The organism is Mangrovibacter phragmitis (assembly GCF_001655675.1).
Classification (GTDB): domain Bacteria; phylum Pseudomonadota; class Gammaproteobacteria; order Enterobacterales; family Enterobacteriaceae; genus Mangrovibacter; species Mangrovibacter phragmitis.
The window spans coordinates 96,510-119,006 of the sequence record NZ_LYRP01000003.1 but is presented as its reverse complement, the minus strand read 5'-3'; the positions used below and the strand labels follow the sequence as shown (position 1 = coordinate 119,006).

The following is a 22,497-nucleotide window of genomic DNA, read 5'->3' as shown; positions in this document are numbered from 1 at the left end:
ATACAGTGGAAGGCTGGCAGCGGGCTTTTGTTTTGCATGGTCGCCCCTGGAGCGAAACCAGCCTTCTTCTTGATTTGTTCACTGAAGAACAAGGGCGCATACGTGTCATTGCCAAAGGTGCCCGTTCCCGCCGTTCCCACCTTAAAGGCACTCTCCAGCCCTTCACGCCGCTTCTGGTTCGCTGGGGAGGGCGGGGTGAGGTGAAAACCCTGCGCAGTGCTGAAGCCGTCTCACTGGCATTACCTCTTACCGGCATCGCGCTGTACAGCGGTTTATATATCAATGAACTGCTTTCACGGGTACTTGAGCAAGAGACCCGTTATTCCGCACTATTTTTCGACTATTTGCACTGTATTCAGAATCTGGCCGGTGCAACCGGTTCCCCGGAGCCTGCATTACGCCAGTTTGAACTGGCGCTGTTGTCTTGCCTGGGTTATGGCGTCGATTTTCTGCACTGTGCCGGTTCAGGAGCACAGGTGGATGACACCATGACTTACCGTTACCGCGAAGAAAAAGGCTTTATTGCCAGCCTGGTCATTGATAACACCAGTTTTACAGGCCGGCAACTCAAGGCGCTCGCCAGCCGTGAGTTTCCTGATGCTGATACCCTTCGTGCCGCCAAACGGTTTACCCGTATTGCTCTCAAACCTTATTTGGGTGGAAAGCCGCTGAAAAGCCGGGAACTTTTCCGCCAGTTCCTGCCGAAAAAATCGCCGCTTACTCCCGATGGCAGTGGTGAAGATTAAGCGAACGTAGCCAGGCTTTCGTTGCGCGGTGTACACTCCGCTAATATCGTATTCATAACGGAGAGCTGTCATGGCTGATTTGTTGTTAGGCGTTAACATTGATCACATTGCAACGTTGCGTAATGCACGCGGAACCGCATACCCGGATCCAGTTCAGGCCGCATTTATTGCTGAGCAGGCAGGAGCCGATGGTATCACGGTGCATTTGCGTGAGGATCGCCGCCATATTACCGATCGCGATGTGCGTATTTTACGCCAGACACTGCATACCCGAATGAATCTTGAAATGGCGGTAACAGAAGAGATGGTTGGCATTGCCTGTGAAACCCGCCCACATTTTTGCTGCCTGGTGCCAGAGAAACGCCAGGAAGTAACAACGGAAGGGGGGCTGGATGTCGCCGGGCAACCTGAGAAACTGGCAGATGCCTGCAAACGTCTGGCTGCTGCAGGCATTCAGGTTTCTTTGTTTATCGACCCTGAGCATGCCCAAATTGATGCCGCAGTGGCGGCAGGTGCCCCTTATATTGAACTGCATACGGGTTGCTATGCTGATGCAGAAGATGAAGTCACGCAGGCGAAAGAGCTGGCCCGTATTAAAGAGGCTGCTCAGTACGCAGCAAGCAAAGGCCTGAAAGTGAATGCCGGGCACGGGCTGACTTACCACAATGTCCAGGCGATAGCGGCCATTCCTGAAATGCATGAACTGAACATTGGCCATGCGATTATTGGCCGTGCGGTGATGTCCGGTCTGAAAGACGCTGTCAGCGAAATGAAACGCCTGATGCTGGAAGCCCGTGGCTGATGGCTATTGTTGGTATTGGTACGGATATCGTTGAAATCGCGCGTATCGAAGCTGTGATGGCGCGCACTGGTGAACGTTTTGCAAAGCGAATTCTTCATGCAAATGAATGGCAACAGTTTGCTGCTCACCAGCAGCCAGCACGCTTTCTGGCAAAGCGCTTTGCAGTGAAAGAAGCCGCATCGAAAGCCATGGGGACAGGTATTCGCAATGGCCTGGCGTTTGAGCAGTTTGAGGTGGTTAACGATGCGCTTGGCAAACCACAACTTTGCTTACATGGTGAAGCAGCAGCACTGGCTGAAAGGTTGGGGGTGAGTTCCATCCATGTCACTATTGCCGACGAACGGCATTACGCCTGTGCTTCAGTGATATTTGAGCGTTAGATTTTATCCGCATGATGGAGCAGGACGAATTTATCCCATAACTGCTCCTCACTTTCCTGGTGTGCCGGGTTAATAATAATTGTATTGGGGATGGGGCACACTTTCTGGCAGGTTGGTGTTTCGTAGTGGCCGATACACTCTGTGCATCGGTCTGCGTCAATCTGGTAGATATCCGCGCCCATGGAGATAGCCTGATTCGGGCACTCTGGCTCACACATATCGCAGTTAATACATTTTTTAGTGATCAGTAGTGCCATAATGCAGTCTCGGTAACGCAGAAAAAAAGGGCTGGTATTATACGCTTTAACTGAGTTTTTTTACCAGTTCCTCACTGTGGCGGATGCGATTTGGGGCATTATCGATGTCCTGCTGCACTAACCCCATGAATAAGAGATCGGCCAGCATCATTTGAGCGGAATTTGCGGATATCGACGCACTGCGTGTCGCCTGTTCTTCGGCAATGGTATACAGGCAGTGTGTTGCCCGTTGTTGCAGGCTATTCGGTGTAAAACCGGTAATCGCCAGCACTTTCGCACCCACCCGTAATGCTTCATCTGCGGCAAGATTAATCTCACGCCGCTCTCCCGTATAGGAAATAGCCAGAAACACATCTTCCTGGTTCATTGCCTGCACGCTGGATAATAATGCGTGGGTATCTAATACGGGAGCCGCCCGTAAACCGATTTTCATCATCTTCCAGGCCATATTCTGTGCCACTAACCCTGATGCGCCAATCCCGGTAAGAATGATTTGCCGGGCATGACGCAATAAAGTCACACTGCTGGTCAGTTTTTCTTCGGTGTTGACATCCAGCGAGGCATGCATCGCCGCAACGTTATCTTTTATGAGTTTTTCACCCACCAGGCGTAAAGGGTCATCGCCCAGAATTTGGTTATGAACTGGCACAGAATGTGGGTTAGGCGAATTGGCAAGCGCATCACTGATTGCCAGTTTCAGGGCGGGAAAACCTTTATATCCGAGCTTCTGCGCAAACTTTACCACACTGGACTGGCTGACACCGGATTCTTGCGCCAGTTGCTGTGAGCTTAAATGGCGGGCATGATCAGGATTAGCCAGGATGAAATCAGCAAGTTTACGGTCACTCTGAGCCAGTACTGGGTAACGCTGGCGAATGCGAATCAGGCAATTCATGGTCATTCCATTTGTCAGTATGCGGGCCGGTTGTTTAGCATGCGGCCAGTAATCTCGCAGAAAAGAATTTAATATTCCATTATAACGCGATTGTTGTGAATTAAATATTCTGAGGAAAAGAAATGAATCTTGGTGCTCTGGTATCAGAAAGTCGCAATCCCGAAACCATGGATTTAGACGCACTCACTACGCTGGAGATGGTGACACGCTTTAATCAACAGGATGAGCGTGTTGCGGCAGCAGTCCGGCTTACATTGCCAGAAGTGGCGAAGGCGGTTGATGCTGCGGCGGCAGCATTAAAGTCCGGTGGGCGAATCATCTACATGGGGGCGGGAACAAGTGGCCGCCTGGGCGTGCTGGATGCATCTGAATGCCCGCCAACTTTTGGGGTACCTCACGGTTTGGTTATTGGCCTGATTGCGGGTGGCCCCTCTGCGTTACTGAAAGCGGTAGAAGGTGCAGAAGACTCTCCGGAGCTGGGCGAAACTGACCTGAAAAACCTTAATTTGACTGAAAACGACATTGTTATCGGGCTGGCGGCTTCCGGCCGCACACCTTACGTGATTGGCGGCCTGAAGTATGCCCGTCTCCTGGGGTGTTGCACGGTGGCCATTTCATGCAACCCGGACTCCCCTATTGCGCAGGTGGCGGACATCGCTATTTCACCTGTCGTTGGTCCAGAAGCACTTACCGGGTCGACTCGCCTGAAATCCGGCACCGCGCAGAAACTGGTACTGAACATGATCTCTACCGGTGCGATGGTGCGGTTTGGCAAGGTCTGGCAAAACTTAATGGTGGATGTGAAAGCCACTAACGTGAAACTGGTTGACCGTACCTGCCGCATTGTTACCGAGGCGACAGGCCTGAGTTATGAGGCGGCAAAAGCCTTACTGGAACAAACAGGGTATGAAGCAAAGCCCGCTATTCTGATGGCGCTCTCCGGGCTCAATGCTCCAGCGGCAAAAGACAGGCTGGCTCTCCATAACGGTTTTCTGCGTGAGGCGCTGAATGATAAAACCTGAGGAAAATCAGCCAGTGGTAACACCACAATCTGCAGCGCGGCGTATTGTCTTTTTTGACCTGGACGGTACATTGCACCGGGAAGATCTATTCGGTGAATTTATGTTTTTTTTACTCCGCCGCCAGCCATTGAATGCCCTTTTATTACTCGTGGTGTTGCCGCTGGCGGCGGCTGGTTTTTTGTTGCAGGGCCGGGCTGTGCGCTGGCCAGTGAGCCTGCTGCTATGGAGTTTAACTTTTGGTCGCAGGCAGTCGCGGTTGTTAGCACTGGAACAACAGTTCACGCTGGCGTTTCGCGAACGGGCGACAATATTTGAGCAAGTTCAGGCAAGGCTCGAAGATTACGCCCGTCAGGAAGATGTCGACATCTGGTTAATTACTGGTTCACCGGAAAGCCTGGTACGCAAAGTGTATGGGCAGGCACCCTGGTTTGCATCCGTTAACCTGATAGGCAGCAAAATAACCCGGGAGTGTGGTGCCTGGTGCTTGTCCCGGCGCTGTTTTGGTAAAGAAAAAGTGACCCAGCTCAGGTTGCGTATTGGCGAACCTCTGGCGCTATACAGTGGTTACAGTGACAGTGTCCAGGATAACCCTTTGTTGGCTTTTTGCCAGCATCGCTGGCGTGTTACACCTGGTGGTGAACTGGAGCAATGGCGTTGAGCTTGCCTGCTTCATCTTATGCGCTGCCTGTGTATAATGCGCGGCGCCTGGTAAATTTAGCCTTGATTCTTGCATCGCGGGAGTAACCGCGTTGTTGTCCATGTACCAGGCTGGTGTCCCGAAGCCGGGTATCAGGCTGCTTGTTTAGTTCTGCCCGCCAGAACCATCATGTGGAGGCACCTGCCATGCCAATCTTTTTGCTACTCACTGGAGAGAACTGTGACCGAAAGTGAAACCGACCATATTCGCTGGATGCGCCATGCGCTTAGCCTTGCTCAGCGCGCCTGGGATGAAGGTGAGGTTCCGGTTGGGGCAGTGCTGGTTTACCAGGGACAGGTGATTGGCGAGGGCTGGAACCGGCCGATTGGTCACCATGACCCAACAGCCCATGCTGAAATGATGGCCCTGCGCCAGGGCGGAATTGTGCTGCAAAACTACCGTCTGCTTGATACCACGCTATATGTTACGCTCGAACCTTGTGTGATGTGTGCAGGGGCTATGGTACACAGCAGAATAGGGCAATTAATATATGGCGCCAGTGATGTCAAAACGGGGGCTGCGGGCTCGCTGATGGATGTACTCGGGCATCCGGGCATGAATCATAAAGTATCAGTGGCTGGCGGGGTGCTGGCGCAAGAGTGTGCTGGTTTACTGAGTGATTTCTTTCGTATGCGCCGCCAGGTGCACAAGGCTAATAAACAGGCAGCCCGGCAACCATCCGAAGACCAGTGATTATCAACGCAACCTTATCTCAGGCATCAATTCTGCCAGTTGCGTTTTGTCCTGGTTGCTCTGTGCCACTTTCTCTTTTTCACGCAGATATCCGGCAAGGCTCAACTGATAACGCCGGATATTTTCAACATACTTATAAGCTTCATCACCACGCGCATAGCCGTATGTCGTTTTACTGTAATAACGCTTCTGGCTAAGTAGTGGCAAACGCTGCTTAACATCAGACCAACTGTCAGGGTCTCCTTTCTGGCGGGCTGTAAGGGCTCTGGCATCCATCATATGCGCATACCCCATATTGTATGCGGCCAGCGCAAACCAAATCCGCTCATCTTCCGGAATAGTTTGCGGAATTTTGTCCATCAGTTTGGTCAGATAACGTGCGCCACCACTGATACTCTGCTCCGGGTCTAGCCGGTCTGACAGCCCCATGCTTTGTGCTGTGTTGCGGGTTAACATCATCAACCCACGCACACCGGTTGGCGACGTCGCCAGTGGATCCCAGTGGGATTCCTGGTAGGAAATCGCTGCCAGTAATTCCCAGTTCATACCTGTGGCATATTTCTCAAACAGGGGGCGTAAATCGGGTAATACATTGTCAATCGCGCGCAAAAAAGTTCGCGTATCAACATAATCAAAATCACCTACGTGGCCCAGGTATTTTTCTTCCAGGCGCGCAAGGGTACCGTCTTCGCCAATTTGGTTAAAGAAATCCAGCATAGCGGCAGGAAGGCTGCCATCATTTTCTTTGCGGCTGAACCAGGTGACAGGTTGTTCATCGGTGACATCCTGCACAATCGCCAGTTGTGGATGCACCCGCTGAAATACACTGATTGCGACGGAATCGGCAATAGTAAAGTTAATTTTCCCCTCAACCACTTGTTCCATCAACGTTGTCATGTTGTGCCGGGCATCGGTTTGCCAGGTCAGATCCGGGTAGTGGGTTTCCTTCAGCGCCTTCAAGTCATCAATTACTGCCTGGCCTGGGGAGAGCACCAGTTCACCGGGTTTGACACCACCCAGAGAACGTGGGTGTGGGCTACCCATGCGATACACCATTTGCTGTGAAACTGAATAGTAGGTTGGCCCTGCCTGGTAATTTTTAGTGCGCTGTGGGCTGTAGATAAGCCCGGCAGCAAGAATGTCTGCTTTACCACTGTCCAGGTCATCGAACAGTTGATTCACATTCTGGCGAACGGTTACTTCAAGTTTAACGCCCAGGTAATCGGCAAACGCGCTGGCAAGCTGGTAATCCAGTCCATCGGGTTTGCCATTGACGGAGTTCCAGGTAAGTGGTGAGCTAATTGTGCTGACGCGTAAAACTCCCCGGGACTGAATTCCGGCGATTTCATTTTCGGCTTTGCCTAACCAGGAAATTGAGGGCCACAATGCCACTGCAAGCAACAAGGTTACGACACCGATGAGAAGATAATTAATCTTTAACTTTTTCAATTAGTTAAATCTTTACGGTGTAAAACAGTCAGCTAACAATAGTCATTCAGTAGTGGTATCCAGTGAGGAACTGAGCGGCATTTTGCTTAACAAAACGCCAGTTGGCAACCCGTCCGCACAAATTGCCACAATAACAGACACCACTGCTGCGGGATTTTATTTCTGCGCAAACGGTTTCGTCAGCGGCTGGTATTCTCTATAATGACGCCCGTTTTCCCCCGAAATACCTGGCTAAGCGTCTATTGGCCCTTCGAAGACGAGAGATTTAATGATGGAAATTCTGCGTGGTTCGCCTGCATTGTCGGCATTTCGTATTAACAAACTGCTGTCCCGCTTTAAGGATGCTCATCTGCCAGTGAGCAATATTTACGCCGAGTATGTTCACTTTGCTGACCTCAAAGCACCACTCAGTGCCGATGAACTCGCCCGCCTGCAACGCTTGCTGAAATATGGCCCGACCCTGACAGAAAACGCACCGGTTGGGCAGTTAATCCTTGTCACTCCACGTCCTGGCACTATTTCTCCGTGGTCTTCTAAAGCGACCGATATCGCGCATAACTGCGCTCTGGTTCAGGTCAGTCGTCTGGAACGTGGTGTTGCTTACTATGTTCAGGGTTCACTGACAGAGCAACAGTGGCAGCAAGTGTCTGAGTTGCTGCATGACCGAATGATGGAAACCGTATTCAGCAATATGAACGATGCTGAGCGGCTGTTTGCTCACCACGAACCCGCACCCGTTCAGTCGGTCGATATCCTTAGTCAGGGGCGTCAGGCGTTGGTTGATGCCAATATCCGTCTTGGCCTTGCTTTAGCTGAAGATGAAATTGATTATCTGCAGGATGCGTTTACTCAGCTAGGCCGCAACCCGAACGACATCGAACTGTATATGTTCGCGCAGGCGAACTCAGAACACTGCCGCCATAAAATCTTTAACGCTGACTGGGTTATTGATGGTGAAAAGCAGCCTAAATCGCTGTTTAAAATGATCAAGAATACATTCGAAACCACGCCAGACCATGTGTTGTCAGCTTACAAAGACAACGCAGCGGTTATGGAAGGTTCAACGGTTGGGCGTTTCTTCGCTGAGCGCGGTTCTGACCATTATGATTTTCACCAGGAAGAAGCGCATATCCTGATGAAAGTTGAGACTCATAACCACCCAACTGCAATTTCGCCATGGCCGGGTGCTGCAACGGGTTCCGGTGGGGAAATTCGTGATGAAGGTGCCACAGGCCGTGGTGCAAAACCTAAAGCTGGGCTGGTCGGATTCTCAGTATCCAATTTGCGTATTCCCGGTTTTGAACAGCCGTGGGAAGAAGACTTCGGTAAACCTGATCGCATTGTTTCCGCTCTGGATATCATGCTGGAAGGCCCACTCGGTGGCGCTGCGTTTAACAATGAATTTGGTCGCCCGGCATTAAATGGTTATTTCCGTACTTATGAAGAGCGGGTAACCAGCCACAACGGTGAAGAACTGCGTGGTTACCACAAGCCAATTATGCTGGCAGGTGGTATTGGTAATATTCGTGCCGATCATGTTCAGAAAGGGGAAATTCCACCGGGGGCCAAACTGATTGTATTGGGTGGCCCGGCGATGAACATTGGTCTGGGTGGTGGCGCTGCATCTTCCATGACTTCCGGCCAGTCTGATGCGGACCTGGATTTTGCCTCTGTTCAGCGTGATAACCCGGAAATGGAACGCCGTTGCCAGGAGGTTATTGACCGCTGCTGGCAACTGGGTTCTGACAACCCGATTCTGTTTATTCACGATGTTGGCGCGGGTGGTCTGTCAAATGCGATGCCTGAGCTGGTCAGTGACGGCGGGCGTGGCGGGCGCTTTGAATTGCGCGATATTCTGAATGATGAACCCGGTATGAGCCCGCTGGAAGTATGGTGTAACGAGTCCCAGGAGCGTTATGTCCTGGCCGTGGCTCCAGAACAACTGGCCTTGTTTGATGAATTATGCCGCCGTGAGCGTGCGCCTTATGCAGTCATTGGCGAAGCCACTCAGGAACAACATCTGACCCTGAATGACCGGCACTTTGATAACCAGCCAATTGATATGCCGCTGGATGTGTTGTTGGGCAAAACACCGAAGATGACCCGCAATGTAACCCGTCTTAAAGCCGAAGGTAAGGCACTGGCATGTTCAGCGATTAATCTTGCCGATGCAGTAAAACGCGTAATGCATTTGCCGGTGGTTGCGGAGAAAACCTTCCTGGTCACGATTGGTGACCGTACTGTAACCGGAATGGTTGCGCGGGATCAGATGGTGGGTCCGTGGCAGGTTCCGGTGGCAAACTGTGCTGTTACCACCGCCAGTCTGGACAGCTACTATGGTGAAGCAATGTCCATGGGCGAGCGTGCTCCGGTAGCACTGCTGGACTTCGGCGCATCTGCTCGTCTGGCTGTTGGCGAAGCGCTGACTAATATCGCCGCTACGCACATTGGTGATATCAAGCGTATTAAATTGTCAGCAAACTGGATGGCCGCAGCCGGGCACCCGGGCGAAGACGCCGGGTTATACGAAGCAGTGAAAGCCGTTGGCGAAACGCTGTGCCCGCAATTAGGGCTGACCATTCCGGTGGGTAAAGACTCCATGTCAATGAAGACCCGCTGGCAGGAGGGCAACGAACAGCGCGAAATGACTTCTCCGCTGTCGCTGGTTATTTCCGCTTTTGCGCGTGTGGAAGACGTGCGCAGTACCGTAACGCCACAATTGCGCACTGGTGCCAACGCACTGTATCTGGTTGACCTGGGTGAAGGGGCAAACACCCTGGGCGCAACGGCACTGGCGCAGGTTTACCGCGGCCTGGGAGATAAACCGGCTGATGTCCGCGATGCCGCTAAGCTGAAAGGCTTTTACGATGCCATGCAGGCTCTGGTGGCTGAGGGTAAATTACTGGCCTACCACGACCGTTCAGATGGTGGCCTGCTGGTAACGCTGGCGGAGATGGCCTTTACAGGGCACTGCGGTGTTCAGGCGGATATTTCTGGGCTGGGTGACACATTGCCAGCCCTGTTCACTGAAGAGCTGGGTGCGGTTATTCAGGTTGCCGAAGCCGACCGTGCTGTTGTTGAGCAATGTTTGCAAAGCCATGGCCTTGGAACCTGCGTTCACTACCTCGGCCAGGCTGTGGAAGGGGACAACTTTACCCTGACCGCCAACGGTGACACTGTCTATAGCGAAAAACGCTCTCAACTGCGCATGTGGTGGGCGGAAACAACCTGGCAGATGCAGCGCCTGCGTGATAACCCGGATTGCGCTGACCAGGAACATAACGCGAAAGCCAACGAGCAGGACCCTGGCCTGAATGTAGCGTTGACCTTCGATATTAATGAAGATATCGCCGCCCCATATATTGCTACTGGCGCTCGTCCAAAAGTGGCAGTACTGCGTGAGCAGGGGGTCAACTCACATGTGGAAATGGCCGCAGCATTCCATCGTGCAGGTTTTGACGCTATCGATGTCCATATGAGCGACTTACTGTCTGGCAAGCGAGACCTGGAAGCTTTCCAGGCGCTGGTTGCCTGTGGCGGTTTCTCTTATGGTGATGTGTTAGGCGCCGGGGAAGGCTGGGCAAAATCCATTCTGTTTAACGAACGCGTTCGTGACACTTTTCAGGCTTTCTTCCACCGTCCACAAACCCTGGCTTTGGGGGTGTGTAACGGTTGCCAGATGATGTCCAACCTGCGGGAATTAATTCCTGGCAGTGAATTGTGGCCGCGCTTTGTTCGTAACCACTCAGATCGTTTTGAAGCACGTTTCAGCCTGGTTGAAGTGGCGCAGAGCCCATCATTGTTGCTTGAAGGTATGGTGGGTTCGCATATGCCAGTTGCCGTTTCCCATGGTGAAGGCCGTGTGGAAGTGCGTGATGCCGCACACCTGGCCGCGCTGGAAAGTAAAGGGCTGGTGGCGTTGCGCTTTATTGATAACGCAGGCAGCGTAACTGAAAACTACCCGGCTAACCCGAATGGTTCTCCTAATGGTATTACAGCCGTTACCAGTGAAAGTGGCCGTGCGACTATCATGATGCCACACCCGGAGCGCGTATTCCGTACTGTCAGTAACTCATGGCATCCGGATAACTGGGGAGAAGACAGCCCCTGGATGAGGATTTTCCGTAATGCCCGTAAGCAGTTAGGGTAATATCGTTTCAGGTAGCCAAATGGTATTCCGGTGATGTCAGCCGGTTTGTTATTTGTCTGAAGCCTTCCGCAGGGAAGGCTTCTTTTTGTTTTGCTGGTACAGTCTGGTTTGCTGTGTCGCTGGTGTGTCTCTTTTTGCCAACAGAATGAATATTGTAGTGTCTCCATTTGGAGACATTTAACTTATTGATTATAATAATTTTTATGGTTTTTATTATAAGCCGTCTCTTTTTGGCGACACCTCGTCCCGTCGGCTATGATGTTTCTTATCGCTTTTCTGACATTAATCTGATAACAATCAGTATATTAGGCTGTTTTTTTGAACATGGCATGGTATATGCATAAATAAAGCCAGTGGCTCATTCACCTGTTTATGTCAGCCCCATTTAGTTGGCCGCGCTACATAAAACTCGAATGACGCACAAAAAGGTGCCTGCCGTCCAACTACTGATTATTGCATTGCTTTATCAGGCTCAGGGCGAAACGTTGAGTTAGGCACCGCCTGAATTCTGAACAAAGGCAGGGGTTTTATTCCCTGCCTTTGCTGTTTCTCCGCCTGGCGCTTTTCACTGGCTTACTGGTCAGTTAGCATCGAATGATTCAGGATGATGTGAGACAACCATGTTACTACCCCGCCAGCTTACTCCCCGCTCACTACGCCAACTGGTTATTATGGCGTTCTTGTTAGTATTGGTCCCCTTGTTGGTTCTGGCCTGGCAAGCCTGGCAGAGTCTGAATGCTTTGAGCGACCAGGCCGCACAAACCAACCGCAATACTCTGGTGGATGCCCGCCGAAGTGAAGCGATGACCAGCCTGGCACTGGAAATGGAACGCAGTTACCGCCAGTTTTGCGTACTGGACGATGAGACATTGCGCAATGTTTACCAGACACAGCACAACCGATATCTGGCGTTGCTGGATGCGTGGAACAGTGGGTTGCCAGATAGCACAATTTTGCAGCAACTGCGGGGGAATCTGGATGCTCTTTCACACCTGCAGTGTACCAACAGTGTGCCGGAGAAGCGGTCAGCCCGGAATCTGGAGACCTTTGCCGATAACAATGCCTTACTGGTTCAGGCGACAAGGGCAATGGTTTATTCCCGCGGTCAGCAACTCCAGCAAGAAATTGCTGAGCGGGGTCAATTCTTTGGCTGGCAAGCCTTAATTTTATTTATTGTCACTCTGGTGCTGGTGATGCTGTTTACCCGCACTATCATCGGGCCGGTAAAAGCGATAGAAGCAATGATCAACCGGCTGGGTGAAGGGCAATTTCTTTCCAGTGAAGAAAGTGTCAAAGGGCCGAAAGAACTCCAGGTTATAAGCCAGCGTATAGTCTGGTTAAGTGAGCGCCTGGCCTGGCTGGAATCTCAGCGCCATGAGTTTTTGCGGCATATTTCTCATGAGTTAAAAACGCCTCTTGCCAGCCTGCGTGAAGGGACTGAATTACTTGCCGATGAAATTGCCGGGCCGCTCAACGCAGACCAGCAGGATATCGTACAAATACTGGATTCAAGTAGTATCCAGTTACAAAAGTTGATTGAGCAATTACTGGATTACAACCGAAAAATAGCAGAAAGCACGGTCGAACTTATGCCTGTCGATTTGGGGGTATTAATCAACCAGGTTGTCAGTGCTAATGCATTGCCTGCAAGAGCGAAAATGATGCATACCACAATTGAACTTGATGCGCCTTACTGCCTGGCTGATCCTGTTCAGCTCACCACTGCGCTGGACAATCTCTACTCCAACGCCGTGCACTATGGTAATGAATCCGGTAGTATTTACCTGCATTCAGCCCGCTCTGGTCAGTACATCAGTATTGATATAGTGAATACCGGTACGCCCATTCCTGATTCTGAAAAGAATATGATTTTCGAGCCCTTTTTTCAGGGCCGTCAGCAACGCAAAGGTGCCGTGAAAGGCAGTGGGCTTGGCCTCAGTATTGCTCGCGACTGTGTACATCGTATGCAGGGAGAACTGACCATAGTGGAACACGAAAAAGGTGATGTCTGTTTTCGCATTACGTTGCCTGTAGTTAAAACGGAAGTTGAGACGGAACACTTAAAAAATGCCTAATTCTTTTAGTACCTGTCGTTCACCTGTATGCAGGTTCCCTTTGCGGGCTATGTTATACCGGGTTTTATCGGGAGGTATCTTGCTGGTGCTGGCCGGTTGCCAGTCTGGTGGAGAAAATACTTCATCATCCGGCATATTCAAAGCGCCACCAGTACCGCGAACCGAACTGACAGATTACCTGGCCATGCGTTGCTCTGATTTGCTGCAAATGCGTAACCAGGATACAAATGTCATTGAGAACCCACTCTATTGGATGGCTTTTATTTCCTGTGCTCGCCAGACAGAGCCTGATACAGCCCGTGTTATTGCAAACCGCTGGGCTGAGTCTGGGTGGTATAACACTTTGCGTACCGCTATTGTGTTGTCCCGCTCTTTGCCGGAAAACACAGTACGCCAGAATTACCTTAACCAGGTATCGCTGGTACATGAACAGATTCCTGCCAGTGTCACTCCTTTATTCAACATGTGGTGGGACAATGAGCAACTGGCTTTTAAACTGGCAGAACAACAAAGCCAGTATGCTCTGTTGAAAAGCAACACCGACCAGGAGCTTGAAACGTTGCGCCAGCAGCAGCAACTCCTGCACCAGCAACTGGAAACTACAACACGCAAGCTGGAAAATTTAACGGATATTGAGCGCCAGCTTTCAACACGTAAAGCGGGAGGTGCCTATACCCCTGATACAGGCTCAGGCCATTCAGGTACTACGCACTCATCAGGCAGTACATCAGGGCCGGCAGGTTCTGATGGAGAGGAAACACCATGACATTAGTGGTCAACGCACATTTATTATTAGTGGATGATGATCCGGGATTATTGAAACTCCTGGGAATGCGGCTTGCCAGCGAAGGTTACCAGGTTTCGACAGCAGAAAGCGGTCAGGAAGGGTTACGGGTTCTGTCTCGCGAGAAGATTGATCTGGTAATTAGCGACTTGCGCATGGATGAAATGGATGGCCTGCAATTATTCAGCGAGATCCAGAAACGCAGCCCGGGTATGCCCGTGATCATTCTGACCGCTCACGGATCGATACCCGATGCCGTTTCCGCTACCCGCCAGGGCGTCTTCAGTTTTCTGACCAAACCGGTTGACAGAGAAGCACTGTATAAAGCAATTGACGAAGCGTTATCCCAGAGTGGAAGTGCGGTTGATGAAGCGTGGCGGGAAAACATTGTTACCCGCAGCCCACTAATGCAACGTCTGCTGGAACAAGCCCGAATGGTTGCGCAGTCTGACGTTAGTATTTTGATTCAGGGGCAAAGTGGTACTGGTAAAGAAGTGCTTGCCCGGGCCATTCATGCGGCCAGTCCACGGGCAGGCAAGCCCTTTGTCGCTATCAACTGTGGTGCGTTACCTGAACAACTCCTTGAGTCGGAACTGTTTGGTCATGCCAGAGGTGCTTTCACAGGGGCTGTCAGTTCTCGTGAAGGGTTATTCCAGGCGGCTCAGGGTGGTTCACTGTTTCTCGATGAAATAGGCGATATGCCACTGGCATTGCAGGTTAAGTTACTGCGAGTGCTCCAGGAACGTCAGGTGCGTCCGTTAGGGAGTAACAGCGATATTGCTGTAGATGTGCGTATTATTTCTGCCACGCACCGTGACCTGCCCAAAGCGATGGAACTGGGTGAATTCCGGGAAGATTTATTCTATCGGCTGAATGTTGTCAGCCTGAAAATACCGCCCTTACAGGCCCGCCCTGAAGATATTCCTTTGTTGGCAAACCACCTGTTGCGTCAGGCTGCTGGCCGCAATAAACCTTTTGTTCGCCGTTTCTCAACTGAGGCCATGAAATTGCTCGTCGCGGCTGCCTGGCCGGGGAATGTGCGTCAGTTGGTGAATGTGATTGAGCAGTGTGTGGCGCTGACTGCCGCACCGGTTATTAACGAGGCACTTGTCGCTCAGGCGCTGGAAGGGGAAAACACGGCATTACCAACGTTTGCAGATGCCCGCAGCCAGTTTGAACTCAATTACCTGCGCAAGTTACTACAAATAACTAAAGGGAATGTTACTCAGGCCGCGCGAATGGCCGGGCGTAACCGTACTGAGTTTTATAAATTACTGGCCCGCCATGAACTGGACGCCAGCGATTTTAAAGGTACATGATTTTTTTTGGCGCATTTACGTACCGCTGCCCACCCGGTATGTGGTACCGTTAGCGCCCGCTTATGCTGTTCGTTGTTGCCTCCCTGCGTGGCGTTTTAAGGAACCACCATGAAAAAGATTGATGCGATTATTAAACCGTTCAAACTGGATGATGTGCGTGAAGCTCTGGCTGAAGTGGGCATCACAGGGATGACGGTCACCGAAGTGAAAGGTTTTGGCCGCCAAAAAGGCCACACAGAACTCTACCGTGGCGCTGAATACATGGTGGATTTCCTGCCGAAAGTTAAAATTGAAATTGTCGTGACTGACGACCTGGTTGATATGTGTGTTGATACCATTACACGCACAGCTCAGACCGGTAAAATTGGTGATGGCAAGATTTTTGTCTTTGACGTGGCTCGCGTGGTGCGTATTCGTACCGGTGAAGAAGACGACGCTGCAATCTGATAATCAACGCTGGCGTTTACTGAATCATCATTTTTCCAGCCCTCGCAATATGCGAGGGCTTTTTGTATTTACAGCACCTTATGCGGGCCAAAGCATTCGTAGCGAATGCGTTCGGCATTCACACCGTTATCCATTAACTGCCGGGCAATAAACTGCATAAATCCAACCGGGCCGCACAACCACCAGGTCATTTGCGAGTCATTCAGGCTGGAAATGTAAGGGGTTAGGTCCATATGGCCTGCTTTAATGCTGCCCGTCCCGGTAATATCTGCCGGACCTGGCTTGCTGTACCATACTTGCTGTGTAAAGTGGCGCAGTTGTCCCCCTGTATTGTTTACATGGTCAGCAAATGCATGCCGGAGCCCATTTTCCGCAGCATGGAACCAGTTAACCTGGGCCTGGTGTTCGTGTCGTGCCAGTGAGCCCAGCATCGCGAGTAATGGCGTTTGCCCGGTACCTGCTGAAATTAAGCTCACCGGTGTCTTTGGTGTAACATCCAGGTAAAAATCGCCAGCCGGAGGAGCCAGATGGATAATATCACCGGGTTCAGCGCAATCATGTAGCCAGCGAGAAACCAGCCCTTTATTGTCACGTTTAACAGCAATGCTGTAGTGTTGCCCGTCAGGTTGGTGGGTGAGGGAATACTGGCGAATTTCCTGGTTCTCAAAACCAACAGGTTTGATCCATACAGCAGTATACTGGCCTGGCTGGTAAGGCATTACAGGGCCACCGTCTGCTGCGGCAAATCTAAAACCGGTAATGGTTTCACTTTCGCGTGTTTTGGCGACAAGGCGAAAAGGGCGTGTACCTTGCCACCCGCCATCCTGATTCTGGTTACTTTGGTAGATTTCAGCTTCCCGGCGAATAAATATCCCGGCCAGCGCCTGGTAAGCCTTTCCCCATGCATCCAGCACATCCTGCCCCGGGTTGAGCATCTCCTTGAGTGTTGCCAGTAAGTGATAACCAACAATGTCATATTGCGCTGGCTGGATACTGAAGCTGGTGTGTTTTTGGGCGATTTTCTCAACGGCGTTGGTTAGAACCTCCGGTGTTTCCAGGTGGCTTGCCCAGGCACAAATCGCATTGAACAGCGCTTCACGCTGGTCTCCATTACGCTGATTGCTCATATTGAATATTTCCTTGAGCTCAGGGTTATGGTTGAACATGCGCTGGTAAAAGTGTGCAGTCAGTGCCGGTCCGGTTTCAACAACGGCGGGAATGGTGGATTTCACAATGGCGATGGTTTTTGCGTCGATCATCAGATTGTCTCTATTCTATAACATGTATTTTATATGCATCTTATAGAATAAGCCGCAATGTTGTAAATGACTATTTTTTTGCTGGACATAGAGAGGGTGAAGATGAAATAACATGCATGGCATGTTGAGAAAATATCCTGTTCTTTATGCCTGTGATTGTTTTGTTGAAAGCCTTGTGTGGCGTGATGCCAAACGTTTGCGTAAAAACCTCCGTCAACCTCTATCTTCCCTTTGTGAATCGGTTTAAACTGTTGCCCGTTGCCCACAAGGGTCCCCTAAAGCAGTATATTTTTTACCGTTAGCTGAGTCAGGAGATGCGGATGTTAAAGCGAGAAATGAACATTGCCGATTATGATGCCGAACTTTGGCAGGCCATGGAGCAAGAGAAAGTACGTCAGGAAGAACACATTGAGCTGATCGCCTCCGAAAACTACACCAGCCCGCGCGTTATGCAGGCACAAGGTTCCCAGTTAACCAACAAATATGCAGAAGGCTACCCTGGCAAACGTTATTACGGTGGCTGTGAATACGTAGATATCGTAGAACAACTGGCTATTGACCGTGCTAAAGAATTGTTCGGCGCAGACTACGCTAACGTTCAGCCTCATTCAGGTTCTCAGGCAAACTTTGCCGTTTACACCGCATTGCTGCAACCGGGCGACACTGTGCTGGGTATGAACCTGGCTCATGGTGGTCACCTGACTCATGGTTCACCGGTTAACTTCTCCGGCAAACTGTACAACATCGTGCCTTATGGTATCGATGAAACCGGTCATATTGACTACGCTGATTTAGCCAAACAGGCAGAAACCCATAAACCCAAAATGATCATCGGTGGCTTCTCCGCATACTCCGGTGTGGTTGACTGGGCGAAAATGCGTGAAATCGCTGACAGCATTGGTGCTTATCTGTTTGTTGATATGGCGCACGTAGCCGGCCTGGTTGCTGCAGGTGTTTACCCGAACCCGGTTCCTCACGCTCACGTTGTAACAACCACTACCCACAAAACGCTGGCTGGGCCGCGTGGTGGTTTGATTCTGGCGAAAGGCGGCAGCGAAGAGCTGTATAAAAAACTCAACTCTGCTGTGTTCCCGGGTGGGCAGGGCGGTCCGTTGATGCATGTGATTGCCGGTAAAGCGGTGGCACTGAAAGAAGCCATGGAACCTGCGTTCAAAACTTACCAGCAACAGGTTGCTAAAAACGCGAAAGAGATGGTGTCTGTATTCCTGTCTCGTGGCTATAAAGTGGTTTCTGGCGGCACAGATAACCATTTGTTCCTGCTGGATCTGGTTGATAAAGAGATCACTGGTAAAGATGCCGATGCCGCTCTGGGGCGTGCCAACATCACTGTAAACAAAAACAGCGTGCCTAACGATCCGAAGAGCCCATTTGTGACTTCCGGTATCCGTGTTGGTACACCTGCGGTGACTCGTCGTGGCTTTAAAGAAGCTGAAGTGCGTGAACTGGCTGGCTGGATGTGTGATGTGCTGGATAACCTCAATGATGAAGCTACCATTGAGCGTATCAAACAAAACGTACTGGCAATCTGCGCTCGTTTCCCGGTTTACGCATAATTCCGTTTTCGCTTGTTAAAACGCATACAACAGGTCGCACAGTCGGCCTGTTTTTTTATGTATTATCACGCTGTTAATTACTACTTGCATGCCCGTTGCCCCTCAGCGAAACTATCGCCCTTGCACAGGGAGGCAAAATGGTTATGCAGTCTACGCGCTGGCTGGCGCTCAGTTATTTCACCTATTTTTTCAGTTACGGTATTTTCCTGCCTTTCTGGAGTGTCTGGCTTGAAGGCCGTGGGCTTAAGCCCGATACCATAGGTTTATTATTGGGCTGTGGGCTGGTTGCCCGCTTTCTGGGAAGCCTGTTGCTGGCTCCGCGTGTTAACGATCCTTCCCGTCTGGTTTTTGCTCTGCGCCTGCTGGCCTCACTGACCTTCTTCTGTGCACTTGGTTTTTGGGCCGGGAATCAGGTGGTTTGGTTGTTGCTGGTCATGCTGGGATTTAACGTTTTCTTCTCGCCACTGGTTCCCCTGACTGACTCTCTCGCCGGAACATGGCAACGGCAGTTCCCTCTGGATTATGGCCGGGTACGCCTTTGGGGATCGCTGGCATTTGTTATTGGCTCCGCACTGACGGGGAAACTGGTTAGCCTGTATCAGTCCGATGTGATTCTTATTATGCTGATGCTGGGGACGGGAGCAATGGTAGCAGGGATGATGCTCCGCCCGTCTGTCATGCCTCAAGGGGCGTTACGTCAGCAGGATCATACTGGCTTTGCCGGGTGGTGGGCGCTGGTTGTACGCTCATGGCGTTTTATTGCCTGTGTGTCACTGTTGCAGGGCGCGCATGCCGCATATTACGGTTTCAGCGCTATTTACTGGAAAGATGCCGGTTATTCTGCCGCGACTGTCGGGTATTTGTGGTCGCTGGGTGTGGTGGCGGAAATTGTCATATTTGCACTCAGTAACCGCCTGTTTCGCCGCTGGAGTGCCAGCCAGCTGTTATTACTTTCGGCATTCAGTGGTGTCATTCGCTGGTCAATTATTGCTGAAACTACCGCTTTGCCTTTTTTACTGGTGGCGCAGGTGCTGCATTGCGGCAGCTTTACAGTCTGTCATCTGGCAGCGATGCGGTATATTTCTGCCCGCCAGGGTGCTGAGGTCATTCGCCTGCAGGCTGTTTACTCGGCTGTTGCGATGGGAGGAAGTATCGCGCTAATGACGTTGTTTGCCGGTTTCCTGTACCAGCATCTGGGCGCGGGGATGTTCTGGGTGATGGCGGCCGTCGCCTTTCCGGCAATATTCATTCGTCCGGCGCGCCCGGTAGCTAACCAGTCTTAACCTTCGAGAATAGCGCGGATACGTTGTTGCTGGTGGAGTGTTAAAGGCTCCACCGCGTGAATCAGCGGGGGTGATACCAGTGGGAAATGTGTTTCATAGGGGCTAATCACCAGGTCAATTTCCCCTGATGTGCCCTCGTGGTGAAAGGCCTGAACGGTCTGGTACTGGATATTTAATGGTAATAGCGTTAATTCCCGCACCTGTTTTTCCAGTTCTTTTTCTCGTGGTGGATTATCACCCGTCAGTAACAGTACTTGTTTCTCATGTAATGCATCAGCCTGCATGAGCCATGCTCCAAAAATCACGGCAATCAGCCCTGTTTCCTGAGCGGAGAAATGCAACTGGTACTGCCCGGATAAAGGTTGCAGCACTTGTTGTGTTGTACCAATTAACCGCGGGTACAGGCGTACAATCTCATCAGGCAGGTTGGTTTCAATACCAATTCCCAGTATCACCCGTTCCAGCGCCTGAAACAGGTGAATATACAACTGCCGGTGCAGGCCTTCTTCATCACTAAAGTGCAGCCCCGTTTGTGTGCGAAAATCATGGATCATCCGCCGAATTGCGAAATGTAATTGCTCTTCATGCCGGCCTGATGTGCTGACTGGATCGGGGATTTTCAGTAATGAAAAGATAAAACCCAGCAGGTGAGAATGTCCGCTGTGCATCGGCACCGATAATTGCCGACTGATATGTTCGAAAACTTCACTGGCTGCTGAAAACTCGCAACGGCATTCAATCCATTCTCGCTGGAGGCGATTAAATTCAGGTAAACAGGCTGCCAACTGGTGATGCAGGCTGTAGAGTAGCCAGAATCGCAAAAAACGCGCATCACGCTCGCTAAACTGCCGGTTCAGGCGGCGGGCACTTAAAGAGACTAATGCATGCAGATTCATTTCATCATATAAAGCGCGAGCGATGCCTCGCTGTTTGAGGCCTGCTTTAACGCGGGGAATAATCTGGTTTTCGACGAAGTCTGGTGAGATACGCAATGCACGCCTTAACCAGTGAAACAGGCACAATTGTTTGTCGAGACTGGTTCCTTCAATAATGTAGCCGCCAGTGGCTTGTGGGCGGATAGCCAGCCGGTGGCAGGCATGAATTTCTTCATGTGTATCAGCAATATCGCTATGCAGTGTTTCTAAATCAGTATCATTAATGGTGCTAAGTAATTCTGCGGTGAAATGTTGTTCTGAGAGCAGTAGCAATAACAACAAGTGGCACTGGCGTTGCTGACGCGTAAGCACTGTTTTTGCTGGCGCTGGCGTCGTCGTTGTCATGCTGCCTCTCCTGAAGATACATTAAGTAAACTTAAGCATATACGCTGTCAGGCAGCCAGATACGTTTTTATCCGCGGAATTTTGACTGGCTCACAAAATTTTATGTTGAGGAAAGCTGCTTTGAGAAACGTCATGAAATATAAATGGATTTTGCTTGTGACGTTGGCCTGTACAGGCCTGCTTCTGGCGCATCCCCACAGTTTTACTGATATTTAAACTCATGTGGTGGGCAACACACAGCTATCCAGTCTGCAAATGCGCAGGGAGATGGAGATAAATGAAGTAATAGCGGCCGACTTGCCAGACGAGGCCGTCCAGGCGACAGAAGGTGGAGCTGTATGGCAGAAATTGGCGCAGGAAGTCATGGATACTATTCGTCAGCAACATGAGTTAACCTGGTCTGCACCAGATGAAGACCTGGCTTCAGGTGAGCATTTTGCCAAAAAAGTGGAGGTGACATGCCCTTGATCTTCACTCCACGCAGCCAAAGGAGCGGGGCTGGGGGAAAATCCACGGTCCCTTCTCTGCATGGCAGGGAAGGGACCGGCGTAACTTAGCGTTTCAGCGCTTCGCTCAGCTCATCGCGCATGGTAGACAGCATGTTTTTCACTACACGCGGGTTACCAGCAACGATGTTACCGGTGGTCAGGTAGTTGTGACCTCCAACAAAGTCGCAAACCAGGCCACCAGCTTCACGCACCAGCAATTCACCAGCCGCGAAATCCCACGGGCGCAGGCCAATTTCAAAGTAGCCATCTACGCGGCCAGCGGCAACGTATGCGAGATCCAGTGCAGCAGAACCGGTACGACGGAAATCAGCACATTCAATGAACAGTTTACCCATAATATTCATATAGGTGGTGGCATACTGTTTGGCCTTGAACGGGAAGCCGGTTGCCAGAATGGTTCCGTCCAGATCACGGGCAGTGCTGCCACGCAGACGGTAACCATTGAGCTGTGCGCCCTGGCCACGAACGGCAGTGAAAAGTTCATTGCGCATTGGGTCGTAAACAACAGCCACTTCAGTGCGGCCTTTGATACGAACAGCAATAGAAACGGAGAAGTGCGGTAAACGCTTAACGAAGTTGGTTGTACCATCCAGCGGATCGATAACCCATTGTACATCCTCGTCAGTACCGGCAAGTTCACCACTTTCTTCAGTAATAATGGTGTGCTGAGGGTAAGACTTTTGAATAACCTCAATAATCAGACTTTCGGCGGCTTTGTCCACGTTAGTCACGAAGTCGTTGGTGCCTTTCTGGCTGGTTTCAACGCTATCAGGGGTTTCGTAATTTTTGGCAATTAGGTTACCCGCCTTGCGTGCAGCGCGCACGGCGATATTGAGCATTGGATGCATCAGGTTTCTCTCGCTGGATGTTAAAGAA

The 22,497-nt window shown here is 51.0% G+C and carries 20 protein-coding genes; 14 read left to right on the top strand and 6 right to left on the bottom strand.

Annotation, left to right across the window (positions count from 1 at the left end; genetic code table 11):
- The first annotated feature begins 5 nt into the window (after nt 1-5).
- From recO to acpS, 3 genes are all read left to right on the top strand, one after another.
- A complete protein-coding gene (gene recO / locus A9B99_RS06980) occupies nt 6-746 on the top strand; it encodes a DNA repair protein RecO (RefSeq protein ID WP_064596049.1) in 741 nt (246 codons plus the stop codon).
- Between the two features lie 70 nt (nt 747-816).
- The gene (gene pdxJ, locus A9B99_RS06975) at nt 817-1,548 is read left to right on the top strand and encodes a pyridoxine 5'-phosphate synthase (protein ID WP_064596047.1); all 732 of its coding nucleotides are present in this window, start codon (nt 817-819) and stop codon (nt 1,546-1,548) included.
- Nucleotides 1,548-1,928: a holo-ACP synthase gene (gene acpS, locus A9B99_RS06970; RefSeq protein WP_064596045.1), complete on the top strand. Its 381-nt coding sequence runs from the start codon at nt 1,548-1,550 to the stop codon at nt 1,926-1,928. The genes pdxJ and acpS overlap by 1 nt, the downstream gene beginning before the upstream one ends.
- Here acpS and A9B99_RS06965 read toward each other — a convergent pair.
- Together A9B99_RS06965 and A9B99_RS06960 are read right to left on the bottom strand one after the other, a co-directional pair.
- Complete coding sequence (locus tag A9B99_RS06965) at nt 1,925-2,185, bottom strand: YfhL family 4Fe-4S dicluster ferredoxin (protein WP_064596043.1); 261 nt, start codon at nt 2,183-2,185, stop codon at nt 1,925-1,927. The two genes, acpS and A9B99_RS06965, sit on opposite strands and share 4 nt — an antisense overlap.
- Nucleotides 2,186-2,231: 46 nt before the next feature.
- Entirely contained in the window at nt 2,232-3,080 is an 849-nt protein-coding gene (locus tag A9B99_RS06960) for a MurR/RpiR family transcriptional regulator (RefSeq protein WP_064596041.1), read from the bottom strand.
- Nucleotides 3,081-3,202: 122 nt separating this feature from the next.
- Here A9B99_RS06960 and murQ point away from each other — a divergent pair, with 122 nt between their 5' ends.
- The 3 genes from murQ (at nt 3,203) to tadA (ending at nt 5,492) form a co-directional block, all read left to right on the top strand.
- Complete coding sequence (gene murQ / locus A9B99_RS06955; RefSeq protein WP_064596039.1) at nt 3,203-4,102, top strand: N-acetylmuramic acid 6-phosphate etherase; 900 nt, start codon at nt 3,203-3,205, stop codon at nt 4,100-4,102.
- Nucleotides 4,089-4,760, top strand: a complete 672-nt coding sequence (gene yfhb / locus A9B99_RS06950; RefSeq protein WP_064596037.1) for a phosphatidylglycerophosphatase C — start codon at nt 4,089-4,091, stop codon at nt 4,758-4,760. Before murQ ends, yfhb begins: the two co-directional genes overlap by 14 nt.
- 219 nt (nt 4,761-4,979) lie before the next feature.
- On the top strand, nt 4,980-5,492 hold the full coding sequence (gene tadA, locus A9B99_RS06945) for a tRNA adenosine(34) deaminase TadA (protein ID WP_064596035.1): 513 nt from the start codon (nt 4,980-4,982) through the stop codon (nt 5,490-5,492).
- A gap of 3 nt (nt 5,493-5,495) precedes the next feature.
- Here the strand turns inward: tadA and mltF are convergent, their stop codons facing one another.
- Nucleotides 5,496-6,941: a membrane-bound lytic murein transglycosylase MltF gene (mltF, locus tag A9B99_RS06940; protein WP_082917835.1), complete on the bottom strand. Its 1,446-nt coding sequence runs from the start codon at nt 6,939-6,941 to the stop codon at nt 5,496-5,498.
- A gap of 268 nt (nt 6,942-7,209) precedes the next feature.
- Here mltF and purL point away from each other — a divergent pair, with 268 nt between their 5' ends.
- From purL to glnB, 5 genes are all read left to right on the top strand, one after another.
- A complete protein-coding gene (gene purL, locus A9B99_RS06935) occupies nt 7,210-11,091 on the top strand; it encodes a phosphoribosylformylglycinamidine synthase (protein ID WP_064596033.1) in 3,882 nt (1,293 codons plus the stop codon).
- 620 nt (nt 11,092-11,711) lie between these two features.
- Nucleotides 11,712-13,166 (top strand): sensor histidine kinase, encoded by a 1,455-nt coding sequence (locus tag A9B99_RS06930; protein ID WP_064596031.1) that lies wholly within the window; start codon nt 11,712-11,714, stop codon nt 13,164-13,166.
- 49 nt (nt 13,167-13,215) lie between these two features.
- Complete coding sequence (locus A9B99_RS06925) at nt 13,216-13,932, top strand: hypothetical protein (protein ID WP_064596029.1); 717 nt, start codon at nt 13,216-13,218, stop codon at nt 13,930-13,932.
- Nucleotides 13,929-15,269: a two-component system response regulator GlrR gene (gene glrR, locus A9B99_RS06920; protein WP_064596027.1), complete on the top strand. Its 1,341-nt coding sequence runs from the start codon at nt 13,929-13,931 to the stop codon at nt 15,267-15,269. Before A9B99_RS06925 ends, glrR begins: the two co-directional genes overlap by 4 nt.
- A gap of 108 nt (nt 15,270-15,377) precedes the next feature.
- Nucleotides 15,378-15,716, top strand: a complete 339-nt coding sequence (gene glnB / locus A9B99_RS06915) for a nitrogen regulatory protein P-II (protein ID WP_036116390.1) — start codon at nt 15,378-15,380, stop codon at nt 15,714-15,716.
- Between the two features lie 68 nt (nt 15,717-15,784).
- Here the strand turns inward: glnB and hmpA are convergent, their stop codons facing one another.
- Nucleotides 15,785-16,975, bottom strand: a complete 1,191-nt coding sequence (hmpA, locus tag A9B99_RS06910; protein WP_064596024.1) for an NO-inducible flavohemoprotein — start codon at nt 16,973-16,975, stop codon at nt 15,785-15,787.
- Between the two features lie 320 nt (nt 16,976-17,295).
- Between hmpA and glyA the strand changes: the two genes are divergently transcribed.
- Entirely contained in the window at nt 17,296-18,549 is a 1,254-nt protein-coding gene (glyA, locus tag A9B99_RS06905; protein WP_064596022.1) for a serine hydroxymethyltransferase, read from the top strand.
- 137 nt (nt 18,550-18,686) lie between these two features.
- Nucleotides 18,687-19,832, top strand: a complete 1,146-nt coding sequence (locus A9B99_RS06900) for a 3-phenylpropionate MFS transporter (protein WP_064596019.1) — start codon at nt 18,687-18,689, stop codon at nt 19,830-19,832.
- Here A9B99_RS06900 and csiE read toward each other — a convergent pair.
- A complete protein-coding gene (csiE, locus tag A9B99_RS06895) occupies nt 19,829-21,112 on the bottom strand; it encodes a stationary phase inducible protein CsiE (RefSeq protein WP_064596016.1) in 1,284 nt (427 codons plus the stop codon). The genes A9B99_RS06900 and csiE overlap by 4 nt on opposite strands.
- A 267-nt stretch (nt 21,113-21,379) precedes the next feature.
- Between csiE and A9B99_RS06890 the strand changes: the two genes are divergently transcribed.
- Nucleotides 21,380-21,580, top strand: a complete 201-nt coding sequence (locus A9B99_RS06890; protein ID WP_064596012.1) for a hypothetical protein — start codon at nt 21,380-21,382, stop codon at nt 21,578-21,580.
- A gap of 85 nt (nt 21,581-21,665) precedes the next feature.
- Here the strand turns inward: A9B99_RS06890 and suhB are convergent, their stop codons facing one another.
- The gene (suhB, locus tag A9B99_RS06885; protein WP_064596009.1) at nt 21,666-22,469 is read right to left on the bottom strand and encodes an inositol-1-monophosphatase; all 804 of its coding nucleotides are present in this window, start codon (nt 22,467-22,469) and stop codon (nt 21,666-21,668) included.
- Nucleotides 22,470-22,497 lie beyond the last annotated feature (28 nt).